Origin of the sequence: Hymenobacter monticola, assembly GCF_022811645.1 — a bacterium.
Lineage (GTDB): Bacteria > Bacteroidota > Bacteroidia > Cytophagales > Hymenobacteraceae > Hymenobacter > Hymenobacter monticola.
Genome location: NZ_CP094534.1, coordinates 638783 through 655922 on the forward strand (window position 1 = coordinate 638783; position 17140 = coordinate 655922).

5 protein-coding genes are annotated in these 17140 nt (G+C 64.2%); 1 reads left to right on the plus strand and 4 read right to left on the minus strand.

The genetic code is table 11. From position 1 onward, the window contains the following. Positions 1 to 42: 42 nt before the first annotated feature. On the minus strand, positions 43 to 762 hold the full coding sequence (locus MTP16_RS02970; protein WP_243515834.1) for an alpha/beta fold hydrolase: 720 nt from the start codon (positions 760 to 762) through the stop codon (positions 43 to 45). 534 nt (positions 763 to 1296) lie between these two features. Between MTP16_RS02970 and MTP16_RS02975 the strand changes: the two genes are divergently transcribed. Beyond that, the gene (locus tag MTP16_RS02975) at positions 1297 to 1764 is read left to right on the plus strand and encodes an RNA polymerase sigma factor (protein ID WP_243515836.1); all 468 of its coding nucleotides are present in this window, start codon (positions 1297 to 1299) and stop codon (positions 1762 to 1764) included. 97 nt (positions 1765 to 1861) lie between these two features. Here the strand turns inward: MTP16_RS02975 and MTP16_RS02980 are convergent, their stop codons facing one another. The 3 genes from MTP16_RS02980 to MTP16_RS02990 all read right to left on the minus strand — a co-directional run bounded on the left by MTP16_RS02980 (position 1862) and on the right by MTP16_RS02990 (position 17022). Beyond that, on the minus strand, positions 1862 to 2782 hold the full coding sequence (locus tag MTP16_RS02980; RefSeq protein WP_243515838.1) for an NAD(P)/FAD-dependent oxidoreductase: 921 nt from the start codon (positions 2780 to 2782) through the stop codon (positions 1862 to 1864). Positions 2783 to 2908: 126 nt separating this feature from the next. Next, entirely contained in the window at positions 2909 to 13054 is a 10146-nt protein-coding gene (locus tag MTP16_RS02985) for a right-handed parallel beta-helix repeat-containing protein (protein ID WP_243515840.1), read from the minus strand. Between the two features lie 593 nt (positions 13055 to 13647). Beyond that, positions 13648 to 17022: a T9SS type A sorting domain-containing protein gene (locus MTP16_RS02990; protein WP_243515842.1), complete on the minus strand. Its 3375-nt coding sequence runs from the start codon at positions 17020 to 17022 to the stop codon at positions 13648 to 13650. Positions 17023 to 17140 lie beyond the last annotated feature (118 nt).

Below are 17140 nucleotides of genomic sequence, written 5' to 3' on the forward strand. Positions count from 1 at the left end.
TTTCTGGCTTATATTCTAAAATCCAAACACCGAAAACCAACACTAAAACCTAACACCTAAAACCGCTGCCACCTCTTCCGGCGCCTCAAGCGGCAGCAAATGCCCGGCGCCCGGCACCACTTGGAACGGCGTGCCGGCTGGTAGCAGCGGCAGCGTGAGGTGCCGCTGGCTCTCGGGCGTGATGGCGGTATCGCCCTCTCCTACCAACAGGCAGCAGGGCACCTGCACCCGCGTCATCAGGGCGGTGATGTCTTCGCGGGCGCCTTCCAGCAGCCAGTGGGTCCAGGCGGCCTGCGTGGTGCGCAGGTTGTCGGCGATGACGCGGGCGCGCAGGTCGGGGGCGATGGGGCGCCGGGTAATTTTGCGAAAAGTTTTTTCGGCTTCCTCGGGCTTGCCGTGGGCGGCCACGGAGGCGGCGCGGTCTTCGTCGGTCATGGGCTCGCCGGCGGGCGGCGAGGGCGAGAGCAGCACCAGCCGGCGCAGGCCGGCCGGTTGCCGCGCGGCCAGGGCCAGGGCCATTTTGCCGCTCATGCTGTGGCCGATGAGGGTGAATTCTGCCACGTTGTGCTGCGCTATAAAGGCGGCTATCCAGTCGGCATAAGCCCGCACCGAATAGTCGAACCCCGCGGGCACGGCCTGGCCGCCAAAACCGGGCAGGCTAGGCGCGAGCAGGGCCGTACCGGGGGGCAGGAGTTGGCGCAGCAGGTCGTATTCGCGGCCCGAGCTGGCCCAGCAGTGCAACGCGATAATGGTGTGGGGCATAAGAGGAATGAGTAGCGTAAGCACTACCGTACGCAGTAGGCTTGAATAAGCTGTAGCCGGCCCTACTTGTTTGAGTCCGGCGGATAACCGGCTTTGGCAACCCGATGCCTTAAGTCGCGCAAAGGCTCGCCGGTACAGCACTTGTTTCAGCAGCTGCCGACCAAGCCGCTTGGTGGCGCAGCCAGTTGGCTGTCAGGACCTGGCCTGCATAAAACAACTTTTTTCACCAACGATGCAAACCGCTGCCCCTTTATTTCCCGTAAGTGCGCCTCAATTACTTATTCGCAGTGCCATAGCACGACTTTGGACATTCTTATCGTCCTTTAAATTACGTATTTCTACGCCGCCTCTATCTGCAATAAACCCGTACTATCCCGGTCCACTCTCCTTTTATTGCAAGCCCTGCCCTTGGTCGCCTGCCGGCCAGCGCCAGTTATTCTATTCTACATGAAATCAACTCTGGCGCTGCTGACGGCAGCGGACGAAGAAGCGCTGGTGCAGCGCCTCCTCGCCCGCGACGAACAAGCCCTCTGATTGCTCCACGACCACTACGCCCGCAACCTGCTCACCGTCATCCTGCGCCTGGTGCGCCACGAGGAACTGGCCCGCGACGTGTTGCAGGAGGGCCTGCTGAAGGTGTGGCTCAGCATTGCCCGCTACGACCCCGCCCGGGGCCGCCTCTTCACCTGGATGGTGCGCGTGTGCTGCAACCAGGCCATCGATGCCCTGCGCAGCCCGCGCCACCGTTTCCACAGCGCCAACAAGTCGCTGGAAGTGGGCGGGGCACAACAAGCCTTGGCGCCCGTTTCCTTCAACCCCGAGCACATCGGCCTACGCGAGTTGGTAGTGCGCCTCAAGCCCCGGCAGCGCGAAGTCATCGACCTGCTATATTTCGGCGGCTGTACCCAGGTAGAAGCCGCCGAGCAGCTCGGCATTCCGCTGGCCACGGTGAAAACCCGCGCCCGCGCCGCCCTGCTGGTGCTGGGAAATCTGGCGAAGTAAGGCTTGGAGGTTGGTTTTAGGTGTTGGGTGTTGGGTATTGGGTTCTAGGAATTAGAAAAGAAAATACCGCACCGCCTAACACCTAAAAACCAACACCTTACCGCGGGCATTCCTCCCGTGTCAGGCTCTCGTTGATGAGAATGGCGGCGCGGTTGCCCTCGGCGGCGGCTATCAGGGCCTGCTGGGCGCCGGGCGTGGTGTCGCCGGCCGCGTAAAGGCGCGGAATAGACGTTTGCATCCCGCCATCCACCCACACGGCCCCCTTGCTGGTGATGCGGGCACCCAAGTCGGCGGCCAACGAGCTGCGCTGCAGCTGCGGCGCGTGCAGAAACAGGGCGGCCCGCTCCAGCTGGCTGCCGTCTTCGAACTCGATGCATTTTAAATCGCGCGCTGCCGTGCCAATGAGCCGGGCAATGGGCGCGTCCTGCACCCGGATGTTCTGGCGGCGCAGGCGGCGGCGGGCGTTGGGCGTGAGGTGGCCCGGGCCGTTGGTGACCACCACAATGTCGGGGCTCCAGCGGCTCACCAGCAGGGCCAGGCCCGTCACGGTGCGGCCCTGGCCGTACACGGCTAGGGGCTGGCCGCGCACCTCCCAGCCGTGGCAGTACGGGCAGTGCAGCACGCCCCTCCCCCACAGCTCCCGAAAGCCCGGCAGCGGCGGCAGCACGTCGGACACGCCCGTGGCCAGCAGCACGCGCCTAGCGCTGCACTCAAACGGCGCGTCGTTGGCGGTGCCGCGGCCGGTGGCCACAAAGCCGCTGCCTTGCCTGGCCAGGGTTTCGATACGCAGGCACTGCACTTCCACCGTTTCGTAGGGGCGCAGCTGCTCGTGGCCCAGGCGCAGCAGTTCGTCGGGGGCCACGCCGTCGCGGGTGAGGAAGCCGTGCACGCCCGGCGAGCATTCGTTGCGGGGGCGGCCGCCGTCGGCCAGCAGCACGCGGCGCAGGCAGCGCCCCAGCGTGAGAGCCGCCGAGAGCCCGGCGCTGCCCGCGCCAATAATCAGGACATCGTATTGCATCAACTGCGGGAAAGGTCGGTTGCTGTAACTGCCCGCGCGGCGCTGGGGTTGTGCTAAAAGCAAAAAAGCCCTCCCCGGCGTGGGGAGGGCTTTTAGGTCGAATCACCGGCCAGGCCGGAAGCAGCCTTATTCTTTGATGAGGCGCTTGGTGAGGTTGATGGCCTGGCCGTTGTTCTGGCCACGCACCAGCACCATGTAGGTGCCGCTGGCGATGGTGTTCACGTCCAGGGCCTGGGCCACACCGGCTTCGCGCGTCACGCTCAGCACTACGCGGCCCGTGGCATCGAGCACGCTCACCTGGTAGGTGCCGGCGGGCAGAGCCGTCAGGTCGAGCTGCGTGGTCGAGGTGGCGGGGTTCGGGAACAGGCTGATGGCGGGCTCGGCAGTCGTGGCCGTGAAGCTCACGGTGCGCACCGGCGAGTAGGTGGCCGTGCCGTCGGTGTCTACCTGCTTGAGGCGGTAGTACACCAGGCCCGTGGCTTTGCGGCCGATGCCGGCGTCGGTCAGGGCGTAGGCCGTGGCCACGGAGGTCGAGCCCTGGCCTTTCACTTGCGCGATTTTCACGAAGTCGGTGGCGTTGAGGCTACGCTCCACGTCGAAGTGTTCGTTGTTCTTCTCCGAAGCCGTGTGCCACACCAAGGCGGCGTCGATGTTTTTCACCGCCGTGGCCGTGAAGTCGGTCAGCTCCACCGGCAGCGGGTTGTTGCCCGTAGTCAGCGTGAAGCTCTGCACCGTCACCCCGCCGAACAGGTCGACCGTCGTGATGCTGACCGTGGTCGAGCGGCCCGCGCGGGGCAGCAGGTTGCGGTTCACCACCGTGAACAGGCCGGTGCTCGAAGTGTAGCGGATGCCGATGGCGGCCAGTGCCGTCGAGTCAGCTACGCTCAACTTGCCAAACGAGATACCATCTTCCACAGCGCCGGTACCGGTGGCGGGGGCCCCGCCGTTGGTGGCGTAAATCAGGCCAGCCGTGTTATACACTGCGCCGTTCGGGTCGATGCCGTAGGCCAGCACGTCGCCGTTCTGGTACTGGTTGTTGTTGCCGCCCTTAGCGGGCGTAGCCGTGTACACAGCGGCGTTATCCGAGCCGACGGGCACCAGGTAGATGGCCGTGTTCGAAACTGCACCCAGCGCATCGGTAGCCGTGTACTGGAAGGCTACGTTGCCCACGAAGTTCGGCGTCGGGTCGAAGCGCAGCGTGCTTGCCTGGGTGGGCGTCAGCCCCGACAGGCCATCGGTCACCAGCGTGTAGGTGCCGCCGTTGTTGTAGTAGAGGCGGCCCTGCGCGGCATCGGGAGCTTTCGTTATCGTGTAGGTAATGGCGTTGCCCTCGGGGTCGATGGCGCTCAGGGGCGAGATGGCCAGCTGGTTGGTGTTGGCCGAGTTGCTCTGGGGCGCCTGCAGGGTGTTCACCACGTAAGCCGCCACCGGCGCCTTGTTGATGATGGCCGTAGACTGGGTCGAGGTGTTGTTGCCCGCGGCACCCGCGTCGCCGGTAGCCGTGGCAAAGCCCGTCACATCATACGAAGCAGCGGGGGCTGCGAAGGTGATGACGTTCGACACCGCGTTGGCCACGCCGGGGTTCAGGGAGCTGGGCACCGGGATGGTGATGGTAGCACCCGAGGCCACCGTAATCAGCGCGCCGCCGTTCAGCGAGTAGGAAGTAACGCCAGCAGGCAGTTTCACCGTCTGGGTCACGTTGCTCACGTTCGACAGACCGGCCGTGCTCGTCACCACCGTGTAGCTCACCGGCGCGCCGGCAATGGTCTGGTCGGGGCCGGTGATGGCCGTGGCCACGTCCGGGGTCAGCGTCACGTTCACGGCGCTGGTGGCGATGTTAGCGAGGACAGAGCCCGAGGTGGGCTCGGCCTGGTCGGCGCGCACGATGGCCGTGGCCACTTGCGGCGTGGTGCCGGGCACCACCAGAGTCAGCGTGTTCGTCACCGAGCCGGTGGGGAACGAAGCCGTCAGGAAGGTCACCACGCCCGTGGCCGGGTCGTAGGTGCTCGTGGGGTAGGTGGCTACACCGGTCGTGGGGTTCACGCTGGTGGGAGCCACACCGTTAATGAGCAGGGCATTGGCGCCCGAGGTGGGCAGGCCGGGAGCCAGCTCTACGCGCTGCACCACGTTGGTGGCGGTGGTACCGGCCGTGTTGTTGCGCGTCACCACCGAGTAGGTGATGGTGGAGCCCGCGGCCACCGACGACGGCGTGGCCGGCGTGGTGATGCTGATGCTCGTGCCCATGTCGATAATCGTCCCGCTCACCGGTTTGATGGTGGTGGCAATGGTAGCGGTGTTGTTGCGCTCCACCTGGTCCACCACGCCGCCGCTCACCACCACGGTGGCCGTGGGCTGAATCAGGTTGGTGTTGGTGGGCACGTCGAAGGTGATGGTGCCGGTGCTGCTGTCGAGCGCACCCACCGCCTGGTTGGTTTGGGTGGTGAAGCGCACGATGCCATCGGCCGAGTTGTAGCCCGTCGTGGTCGAGTTGGCCAGCGCCGTACCGTTCACGTCGCGCACCACCACGCCAGTCAGGCCGGTGGGCAGCTGCACCGTCGTTACCACGGTGTTTGCCACGCTGGGGCCGTTGTTGGTGGTTACCACGGTGTAGGTCATGGTGCCGCTAGCGAAGGCCGAAGTCCGGCCCAGGATGGCCACCTGCACGTCAGCCGCCGGGGTCAGGGCCGTGGTTACCACAGCCGCATTGTTGATGGTCGTGCTTTCCGGCGAGCTGGTGCTCACCTCGGCCGTGTTGGTCAGGTTCGTGTTGCCGTTGGCCGGGGCGTAGTAGGCAATGGTGTTGCTGGCTGTGGCGCCGGCCGCCTGCGAAGTGAGGCTGGCGAAGGTCACGAGGCCCGTGTTCTGGTTGTAGGTGGCGCCGCCGTAGGTGGCAGTCGTCACGCCGGCTACGGTAGCCACCGAGGTCGGGGCCGCGCCGTTGATGAGCAGGGCGTTGGCGCCCGTCACGGGCAGGCCGGCCGGAATGTTGGCCAGCTGCACCACGCTGTTGGCGGGGGCTGGGCCGTTGTTGGTGGTCGTCACGTTGTAGCTCAGCAGCTGGCCAGCGGTGGCCGTGGCAGGACCGGTGATGGTGGTAGCCACGTCGGTCAGGGCCGGGTTCACGGTCAGCTGGGCGGTGGCCAGGTTGTTGGCCGGCACGTTGTCGATGGTCGAGGTCGACACATCGGCCGTGGCCGTCACCACGCCCGAAGTCGGGGCGTTGAACACCAGCGCGTAGGTCAGGTAGTTGGCCGAGCCCGTGGCCTGCGAGGCTGTAGAGCCCGAAGTCACAATGCCCGTGCTCGAATCATAGGTGATGGCCGTCGTGCCCGAGCCGTAGGTGGCCAAGGTGCCCGAAGTGCTAGTGGGCGCTACCGGCGTACCGCCATTCACGCCAATCTTCAGCGCGTTGGCACCCGTGATGGGCAGGCCCGTGGGAATGGCCACGCGCGTCACCACACCGGTGGCGGCATCGCGCCCGTTGTTGCCTTCCGTCACCGTGAAGGTCACCGACGTGCCGGCGTCCACGCTCGTTACCGGCGTGCCGGGAGCAGCCGTGGTAGCTACGCCCACCGTCACGAAGGCGTTGGCAAACTTGGTGGCATCCGGCATAGCCGTTACCGTGGTCGAGGCCGTGCGCGAGTTGTTGGTCCCATCCGTGTCGCCGCCCGTCGTCGAGGGCGTCACGTTGGCCACCACTGAGTAGTTGCTGCTGGGGACCGTGAAGCTCACCGTGTTGTTCACCGTCTGGCCGGCGGCCAGCGAGGCGATGGCCGGGAAGGTCACCGTGCTGCCGCTGATGGTGGCGTTGCCCGTCACGAAGACGTTGGTGGCACCGGCCGGCAGCGTCACGGCTTGCACCACGTTGGGAGCGGCCGAGGGGCCGTTGTTCGAGGTGGTCACGTTGTAGGCCACCTGCGTGCCCGCGGTAGCCGTGGTCGGGCCGCTAATGGTCGTGGCCACGTCAAACACCGTGTTCGAGTTGATGGTGGCCGACTGCTGGTTGTTGGCCACGAGGCCGGCCTCGTTCGAGGCGGTGCTGATGGCGGCCGTAGCCGCTACCGCGCCCTGGGGCTGGGTGTAGCTGATGGTGGCCGTGAGGGCATTGCCCGCACCAGCCGCCAGCGAACCAATCGCGCCGCCGGTCGGGGTGGCCGTGAAGGTCACCAGGCCCGTGGCCGAGCTGTAGATGAAGGAGATGCCCGTAGGCGGGGTGATGGTGACGTTGGTCAGGCCGGTGGGCAGCTGAATGGTGGGCACCACGCTGGTAGCCGCCTGCGGGCCGTTGTTGCTGAAAGTAGCCGTGAAGGTAGCGAGGGCGCCAGCATTCCGCGGGCCGTTGCCCGAAATCGTCGCCACGACATCCGCCACGCTGTTCACCGTCACGCCCAGGTTGAAGAAGTCGGGAGCGGCCGTCACCGTGCCCTGGCTGGTGGTGGTGGTCACGTTGCTGGTCAGGGTGGCGCTGCCGGTGGTATTAGCCGCCGTGTAAGCGAAGCTGTACGAGTTGGTAGCGCCGCTGGCCAGGCTCACCGGCGCGCCGGTGAAGTAAATCACGTTGCCGCTGAAGGAGGTGCCGGGGTAAGCAGCCACCAAGTCGGACCGCTGCTGGCTGCTCAGCGATGCGCCGGCCGGCAGGGTCACGCGCTGCGTCACGCCGGCGGCCGTGTTGGGGCCGTTGTTGGTGAAGCTGGCGATGTAGGTGCCCGAGGGCTGGCCGGCGTTCAGCGTAGCCGGGCCGGTTACCACCGTCGTCACGTCGGCCACTTCCACCACCGGAATGGTGTAGGTAGCCGGGCCGCTGGTGATGGTGCCGCCGTTGTTGTTGGTGGCACTCGTGATGCCGTTGGCATCGGTCGAGGTGTAGGTGAAGCTCACCGTGGTGGCGACGCCGAATACTGGCGTGTAGGTCAGGGTGCCCAGCAGCGCCGGGGTAATCTGCGTGGCGGCAATGTTGGCCGCCGTCAGCACCGTGCCGTTGTAGGTCAGCGTGCCCGTGGCGGGCAGCGACGTGAGGGTGTAGTACTGAATGGTGTTGGCCGTGCCATCCGAGAGCGTGCCCGATACCGAGCTGCTCAGGTTGGGGTTGAGCACCGTGGCGCCGTTGTTGTCCGGGATGTTCACGTTGGTCACGGTGTTGGGCACCGGAGCCGCGTTCAGGGTCGCATTACCCGAGAATTCCGACGTCACGCCGCCCAGCGTGGCCGTGCTCGTGAGCAGGTTGCCGGCCACCAGGCCCGTGAAGCTGCCCGTGAGCGGAATCGTGAACGTGAAGCGGTTGGTGGCATCGGTGCCCTGGTTCAGGCCGTTCACGTTGCCGGGGCCGTAGGTGCCCGTGCCGGCGTTGGTGTCCACGCCGGCCGCGCCTTCTGTGTAGGTGCCCAGGTAGGTCTGGCCTTCACCAAAGCCGCTGGGGTCGGCGGTAGCGCCGGGGCTGAAGAACTCAATCACCGAGTTGGGGCGGGCATAGCCCTGCACCACCAGGTTGGAGCCCACCACCGTGGCCGAGGTAATCACCGGGAAGTTGAGCAGGCCATTGGGGCCGGTGTCGCCGTCGCCGTTGTCGTTGATGGTCACGTAGGGAGCCGTGCCGGTGGCTTCGGCGCCCGTGTTAAGGTCGATGCCGATTTGGCCGGACGCGGCGCCGCCATTGGCCGCCAGCACCGTGCCGTTGTTGTAGATGGAGTTCTGGGTAACCAGCGTGGCAGCAGCGTTGCCCTGCACCTGCACGCCGGCGCCGTAGCTACCGGTCACCACGTTCTGGCTCACGGTGTTCTGCGTGCCGTAGATGCGGATGCCGGCGGTTTCGTTCGGCGCCAGGGCCGAGGTGCCACGGCCGTTGCCGCTCACCGTGTTGTTGCTGATGGTGATGGAACCCGCCGACACGTAGCTGTCCACGCCCACCCCGGTGTTGTTGATGATGAGGTTGCCCGTTACCGACGAAGCGCTGCCCTGCAGGTCAATGCCGTCGAAGCGGGTATCAACCAAAGCGTTGCTGCGGATTTCGTTGTTGCTGATGGTGATGTTCGTCACCCCGCCGTTCGTCGAAATGCCTTTGCCGGCGTTGAAGCCGATGAGGTTGTTGCTCACGGTGCTGGCCGTGGTGCCGCCCGTGAAACGGATGCCGTCCGAAACGCCACGCGTGGTGCCGAGGTCGGCAAACGAAGTAGCCGAGGTGCCAATCATGTTGCGGGAGATGGTGACCCCACCCACCGCCACGCGGATTTCAGCGTTGGCGTTGTCGTCAGCCGTAGAACCGAAGCCGTTGATGGCCAGGCCCATGATGCTGGTGCCCGTGCCGCCGGCAGCAATGTCGAGGCCCACGCCGATGGTAGCGCCCGCGGCTTTGCTAATCTGCACCTCGGGGCCGTTGAGCTGGCTCAGGGCCGTGGTGCCGGTGCCCACGTTGCCACCAACGCCCAGCAGACGGTCGTTGGAGTTGCCGATGTTGTAGGTCTGGGTGGCGCCGTTGATGGCCAGGTTGGGGCTCGAAATCGCCGGCAAAGCCGTGGCGGCATTGATAATCGCCACCCCGCCGGTCAGTTGAGTGGCCGGAATCATGAAGATACTCGTTTCTACACTGGCCGGCAGAGGCACACCAGCGCGGCCAGCAGCCGTAGAAGTAGCGGCCAGGTTCTCGGCGTTGGTGTAGAAACCGGCTTGGGCCAGCAGGTTTTCGCCGCCCAAGGCGTTGGCGTTGGTGATGAACTGGCGCAGCGAGCCCTGGCCCACGTCGTTGGTGTTCACCACCACGTCGAAGTTGAAGCCGAAGTCGGGGCCGTTGTTGGCGCTCCCGCCGGTCACCGCTACCGTGGCAATGCTTTCGGTCGTGACGGTGCCGCTGCGCAGGTCGAGCAGCGTCTGCGAGCCGTTGTTGGCGGCCGCGTCGGTGAAGGCGGGGTTGAAGCCGCCCACGGCGGTCGTCGTGCCGTTGTAGGTCTGCACCGCTACCTGGGTGCTGGTGTAGCCGGCCGTGGCCGAGCCCGTGAAAGTGGCGCCCGCGCGGCTCGAAATCACCGAGCTGTTCACCACGCGCACCGTGTAGCCGGTGCCCGTGGGCGCATTGAAGGTGTACTGGCCGTTGGCATCGGTGATGGCCGTGGCCACCAGCGCGTTGCTGCTGTTGTAGAGCTCTACTTTGGCACCCGGGCGGCCCACGGCGCCGGTGGCCGTGCGGGGCCGGCCCGCGCCGCCGCCGTAGTTTACGTCTTCAAACACATAGCCCGTCAGGGCCGCCACGATGGTGGCGTTGCCCGAAAATTCCGACGTCGAACTGCCCACCGTGGCCGTGCTGGTCAGCGCCGAGCCCACCGCCGGGGGCGTGGTCAGCGGAATGAGGAACGAGAAGCGGTTGGTGTTGTCGGTGCCCTGGTTCAGGCCGTTCACGGGGCTGGTGTAGGTGCCCGTGCCGCCGTCGAGGTCAGCGGCGCTGCCTTCGGTGGCGCTGCCCAGGTAGGTGCGGCCCTGGCCGAAGCCGACGTTGGCCGCCACGCTGTTGGCCGTGCCGTCGGCCGTAAAGAATTCGATGACCGAGCCGGGGCGGGCGTAGCCCTGCACCAGCAGGCCGCTGCTTGTCACGGCGGCGTTGGTAATGACCGGGAAGTTGAGCACGCCGTTGCCGCCCGTGTCGGCGTCGGTGTTGTCGTTGATGCTGACGTTGGAGTTGGCGCCGGTGGCCCCGTTGTAGGTGGTGGCTGTCGTGTTGCCCTCGGCCGTGGTGAGGATGTCAATGCCCAGGCGGGTATTGCCAAAGGTCGAGTTCTGCGAAATCGTGACGTTGTTGGCGGCAGCTTCCACCAGCACGCCCGAGCCGTTGTTGCCGCTCAGCACGTTGCGCTGAATGACGGTCGGGTTGGTCGAGCTGAAGACGCGCAGGCCCGAGCCTTCCACGCCTGTGCCGCTCACAATGCCCTGGCCGTTGTTGCTGATGGTGTTGTCCTGGATGGTGTTGCCGCCGGCCGCCACAATGGCGCCGTTCACGATGTTGCCGTAGCCGTCGATGCCGTGGCCCAGGCTTTGCGTAATCAGGTTGCCCGACACGGTGTTGCCCGTGCTCGCGCCCTGCAGCTCTATGCCGTCGAACACCAGCCCTTCGGTGGGGTAGGTTCCGACCCGCACTTCCTGGGCGTTGCCGCGCAGTTCGTTGTTGCTGATGATGTTGTTGTTGGCGCCGTTGCCGTCGCCAAACACCCAGATGCCCATGCCCCCGTTGTAGCCAATGAGGTTGTTGCGCACGGTGCCGCCGTCGGAGTTGTAGAGGTAAATGCCCTGCTCGGTGCCGCGCACGCCCGTGCCGGGGTCCGCAAAGTTGATGGCCGTTGCGCCAATGATGTTTTGCTCAATCAGGGTGTTGGTCACGTCCGTGGCCACGCCTACCTGGTTCTGGTAGCCATAGATGCTGAGGCCGCGCACCGTGGCGTTGTTGGCTCCGGCTACGAACTCCAGACCGGTGCCGGTGCGGGTGCCTTTCAGCTGCACTTCGGGGCCGTTGAGCTGGCTCAGGGCCGTGTTTGCGGTGCCTACGTTGCCGCCGGCGCCCAGCAGCCGGTCGTTGGTGTTGCCGATGTTGTAGGTTTGGGTAGCGCCGTTGATGGCCACGTTGGCGCCGTTGATTTGCGGCAGCACGGTCAACGTGTTGATGACGGCCACGCCGTTGGTGAGCTGGGCGGCCGGAATCATGAAAATGCTCGTTTCGCGCCCGGTGGGCAGGGGCACGCCGGCCCGGCCGGCGGCCGTAGAGCCGGTGGCCAAGTTTTCAGCGTTGGTGTAGAAGCCAGCCTGGGCCAACAGGTTAGAACCCGTCAGCGCGTTGGAGTTGATGATGAACTGGCGCAGCGAGCCCTGGCCGCTGTCGTTGGTGTTCACCACGGTGTCGAAGTTGTAGCCAAAGTCAGGGCCGGCCGTTGCCAGACCGCTGACGCTGATAGTGGCAATTGATTCAGGCGTCACGGTGCCGCTGCTCAGGGCGGCCAGTGTTTGCGTGCCGGAGTTGGCGGCTGCGTCGGTGAACCGGGGGTTCTCGCCGCCCACGCGCGTTGTGGTGCCGTTATACGTTTGCACCGGCACGAGGGTGTTCACATAGCCCGTGCGCGAAGAAGTCACCGTGCTGTTCACCACGCGCACCGTGTAAGAACCGGCCGGCACATTGAAGGTGTATTGGCCGTCGGCATCGGTGGTGGTGGTGGCCACAAAGGCCCCGGAGCTGTTGTACAGCTCTACCGTAGCGCCCGACCGGGCCGAAGCCCCTGCGGCCGTTATGGGCCGGCCCGCGCCGCCGCCGTAGTTCACGTCTTCAAACACGTACCCGCTCAGCGAGGGCGTGCTCGACGCGGTTAAGCCGAGGTAAAACACGTCGCCCCCCTGCCGCTCGTTGGCAACGGGCCAGCTGCCGCTGCCGTCACCGTGCACATACAGGTTAAACTGCAGCGACGTAACGCCACCCGCCGGCGTATTTGCCACTACCGAGCCGCTCGCAAAATTACCCGCCGTAAAGGTGGTGCTGGAGTTTCGGATTTGTGCGGCGCTCACAGCCAGGTTGGCGGTGCCACTCAGCTTGCCAAGCGTCACTCCCGAGGTAACCAAATCAAGGTCGGTGGTGAACCCAACAATGCCGGTATTGCCACCCAGGTCGGTGATTTGAATAACCGGGTTGGCAATGGGCTGGCTGAAGGTGATGGTCAGCGTTGAGTATAAGAAGCGGGTCGTGCTCGGGGTCGTGCCTTGGCCCTGCAGGGCATTCACCGAGTTGTACATGCCCACCGACCGGTTAACGGTGGTGTTGATGCCCGTGCCCGTCGGGCCTGTAGGCGCCGAAGTGTAAATGTTATTTGCGTAAGTGGTCCCGAAAAGCCCCTGCATCGTGGGGAAGAGGGCCGTTCCGGTTGCGTTGACGTTGTTGCCGTTGATGGTTGCGCCAAACGACGTTCCCGTGTTCGTCGTCGGAACGCTGGTCACGTTGGTGTACTGCTGCGGGGCGCCAAGGCTAAACGTGGCCGTCACGGCCGGATTCACCGCCGTAAAAACGTTGTCGTTCGGGTTGTTAGCGTTGTTTTGGAACGTGATGACTTGGTTCGCAATGCTTGGGCCGTTAGCCGTCGTATTGCCCGCACCGGTCGCAAACTCCAGCGTCGGCGTCTGGGCCAGCGCCACGCGGCCAAAGGTAGGCAGCAGCAGCAGCAGCGCCAGGCGCCACCGGGGTTGTGTTGGATGATTGATGGTACGGGCTGCCTTTAGAGGAGGGCCCAGCACCATACTTCGTAAGGATGTTTCCATAAGTCTTACGTGGTTGGAAAAGAAGTAAAAAAGTAAAAGGGTTAAAATGAATTCGAAATCAAAAAGGCACTTTATTAAATCGTAAAGGCACTATTCAGCTACAAAACTAGAATTGCCCCATTTTTATCGGTAGTGCTTTTCGCCTAACTCCCTCCCCTTGCCGGTAAATGCCCAAAATGCAGGGGCGAACGGCCGGGATTTACCCGCTCTAAAGCCAGTCCAATGCATGCTCCCAAAGGGTATCCCGGCAGCAAATACGTTAGCGAGAGTAAATTCCAAAACCATAAAGTGCAATTTTACGTAAGCATAAAATCAAGCTTTGGAGCTCCGATAATGCCAACTAAACGCGCTTTAAATCACATCTATAGCATTAACTGACCCGTAGTTACGATTCGAGAAAACGCTCGGATTGCGACCTGTGTAAAGGTTTTATTATGTTCCTCAAATTCATTCAGAAAACGCTATAACAGTTTAGCTATTAGACCTGAAATGGGCGTGTTGCGACGCAGCACAAAAGCACAAAGCCCCGCCGGATACCGGCGAGGCTTTGTATTTCTATCAGATTGCCCGCGCACCGGGGCAACCTGCGTGCGTTAGCGGCGGATGAGCGGCAGGGTTTGGCTAATGCCGGCACCTTGCACCCGCACAACGAAGGCGCCCTGCGGCAGGCCTTGCAAATTGAGCGGCGCGGCCACGGCGTCCAACTGTTGCGTGCGCAGCACGCGGCCGGTCAGGTCGAGCACCTGCACCCGGTAGCTGCCGGTGGGCAGGCCGCTGAGGTCCAGCGTGGCGTTGCCCGGGCTGGGGTTGGGGTAGAGCGACACCGCCGTCTTGCCCAAGCCAAACACTACCTCGCGCACCGGGCCGTAGGAAGCGGTGCCATCGGCATCGACCTGCTGCAGGCGGTAGTACACCGTGCCCTGGGCCAGGCGGCCCACGCCGGCGTCGGTGAAGCGGTACTCGGTGGTGCGGGCGGTATTGCCCTGGCCGCGCACCGTGCCCACGGCCGCAAACGTGGTGCTGTTGAAGGAGCGCTCCACCACGAAATGGTCGTTGTTTTTCTCCGAAGCCGTGGCCCAGGTCAATAAGGCGTCGGCCTTCGCGGCGGTGGCTTCGAAAACCGTCAGCTCAACGGGCAGCGGCGTGCTCACGGCCGCGTTGCGGAAGTTGGCATCGGGCTGGCCCGTGCCGGTGCGGGGCGCGGCCGAAGGGGCACCGCCGTAAGCGGGGTCGTACAAGTCAACAAGGCCGTTGAAGTTGTCGTCGTGGTAATAAGCCGAAGCGGGGTCCAGGAAGGCGGGAATCTTGTCGCCGGCCACCGTTTTGCTCAGTTGCAGGAAAGCCGACACCGTGGTGCTGCCAGCCGGGCTGGCCACAACGTAGTAGGCGGCCTTTTCCGTGTTGGCAGCGGCAAAGGCGCGGGCCTTGGCCACAATCTCGTCGCCGGCGTAGCCGTTGCCGCTGGTGTCGAAGCCTTCGCTCCAGTCGGCCGTTTGCCGGTAGATGGGCAGGGCCGATTTTGACGCGTTGTCGTTGTCTGAGTCGGTATCGAAGATGTCGGCCGTAGCATCGCCGTCGGTGTTGGCCACGGTGGTCAGGGCTGTGCCAACCGTCTGGCCGGAGCCGGGGGTCGGGTCGTACGTGTTGTCGATGCCGTCGCGGTCGGTGTCGGTGCCGCTGGGAGCGCGGTAGGCCGCCGTGGTCTGGGCCTCCAGGTTGTCGGTGATGCCGTCGTTGTCAGAATCGAGGTCCAGGAAGTTATAAGCCCGGCTGGTCAGGGTTCCGTTGGTGCGCGAGTCGCCGTCGGCATCGCCCAAGGTGTATTTGCTAACGCCGGATTCGGTGGTCGTCACGGTTTGGCTCGAACCGTTGCCGGTTACCGTACGCGTTACCGAAGTTTCCACGGCATCGGGCAAGCCATTAGGCCCTACACCGGCAGAGGCACCGGCAGAGCTTGCAGCGGCGGCGGCGCTGGTGGTGTAGCGCCCCAAAGTCGCGTCAAACGAACTCTGGTAGATGTAGGTTCTCGCACTTCCCCCGTTGCCCGTATTGTAGGTAGCCGGTCCGTAGGTATACGTCGGGTTGGCATTGCCATTGGCCTCAAAGGCATCGGTCAGGCCGTCGCCGTCGGCGTCGAGGTCCTGGTGGTTGGGAATACCGTCCTGGTCAACGTCGAAAATATCGTTCACGCTGTCGCCGTTGGCGTCGCGGAAGGCGCCCAGCACGGGGTGCACGTAATTGACATCGAGGTAGGCGGGTACGCTCGCACCGGCCACAAATTTGCTGGGGTCCACGTAGTTGGTGTTCGTAGAGGCCACGCCCACGGGCGAAAAGGCCTCCACGGCGTCCACCACGCCGTCGTTGTCGTCGTCGATGTCGACCAGGTCGTCCACGCCGTCGCTGTCGTTGTCGCAAGCCGTGGTGTAGGCAAAGGTTTTGGCCCCCTGAAACACGGTGAAGCCGTAGGTCCAGCTGTTCACGGTGTAGGTGTCACCTTCGTTGTTGTTGGCGCCCCAGATGTGCACACCCGGCGTCGAGTCCAGGCCAGTTAGCTGCACGCCTTTGGTGGTGAAGTTGGTCAGGTTGGTATCGTCCCAGTACAGCAGGTCGTAGGCCGCGTTGCCGGGGCGGGCGTTGCGCACCCGGAAGCCGTCGGGGTTGCCTTCAGCATCGAACACCGGGAAGTTGATGGTGGCGCCTTTGCTGGTGAAGTTGTACTTGATGGTTTGGCCGGTTGGGTTCACCACGGCGTTGTTCTTGTCGCGGCCGTTCCACACAATCGTGTTATAGGTGCCGCCGGTCACGAATTGCTGCAGCAGCACGTCGTTGTTGTTGTTGATGCCGTCGCCGTTCAGGTCAATCAGGATATCAAAAGCGCCCGTTTCGTCGCTGCGGGTGGTGAAGGCCACCTGGGTCACGCCGCTGCTGCAAAACGTGGCGGCGCTGGTGCTCACCGTCGGAATGGCCGCGCTGGGCCAAATGGCCACGTCGGGGCTGTTCACGAAGTTGGGGTACTGCGCGTAGCTGGTGCGGGTAGTTTGGCTGCGCTGGCGCGTTGCCACCGTGTTGCGGGAAGTGGCGTCATAAGTCGAGCCGAACTCGTTGCTCACGAAGTAGAACGACAGCGGGCGCATGCCCGCCAGTTCCACCTGCTTCACGAAGTACTGGCCTGGCGTCTTGCGGCTCTCTACCATAGGATAAAGGTTGAACGTGGCCGACAGGCGGTTCTGGAAATTGTCGGTCGATGTGCTGGAGGCACCTGCCGAGAAAGCCCAGTGCTTGCTATACAGACGGCCGGGCTTTTCCACGCCGCCGCTGCGCACCGTGAAATCCCAGAAGTCGTATTCCGAGCGCTTGTTGTCCTCCGACATGGTGCTTTCGCCCACCTGGGTGAACTCGATGTAAAACTCTTGGGCGCTGCCCGTGGTGTTGGTGTAGGTCAGCGGCGCGTAGCCGCCCGCGTTGGGTTGGGGTCCGGCCAGGGCCTCGGTGGCCGTGTTGATGACGCCCGTTTGGGCCAACAGCAGGGCTTGGTTGGTACTGGCCGTGTTGCGCGCCAGCGTGGTGGTTTGCGCCACGGTGCCCGCCCCGGAGCCGTAGCGCAGGGTCAGGGTCAAGTCCGATTGAACGATGGCCGCATCAGCGCCTGCCCGCACGATGCGGTGCACGCCGTAGTAGAGCACCTCGTTGGGCTCCAAATGCACATAGAGGCGGTAGTCTTCCGAAAACGCCTCGCTGGTGGGTCCCACCCAGGTCGAGGGCTTCAGGAAGCCCAGCGACACGGCCGCCGGCGAGTTGTCGTCGTGCGACAGGTAGCCCGAGCGGGTGTTGGCGGCATCCGTCAGCGCAACGGTGGGGTTGGTGTTGGGCGTTAGCTGCTTCGAGCCCTCGGCCAGGGCGCTGGCCGTTGAGCCCAGCAGGGTCAGCGCAACCAGCAAGCTTGTTTTTAAAGGTAAGGGTATGTTCATGTGAAAATCTGATAAAATTGAAAGGAGTACTGTTTAGATGCGTTGTCGTCAGGGCCGCTTCCCAATGGGTTTCTTCGCCTAAAGCCCAGTTTGTCAGTGCAGATGCCGCTGGCCCACC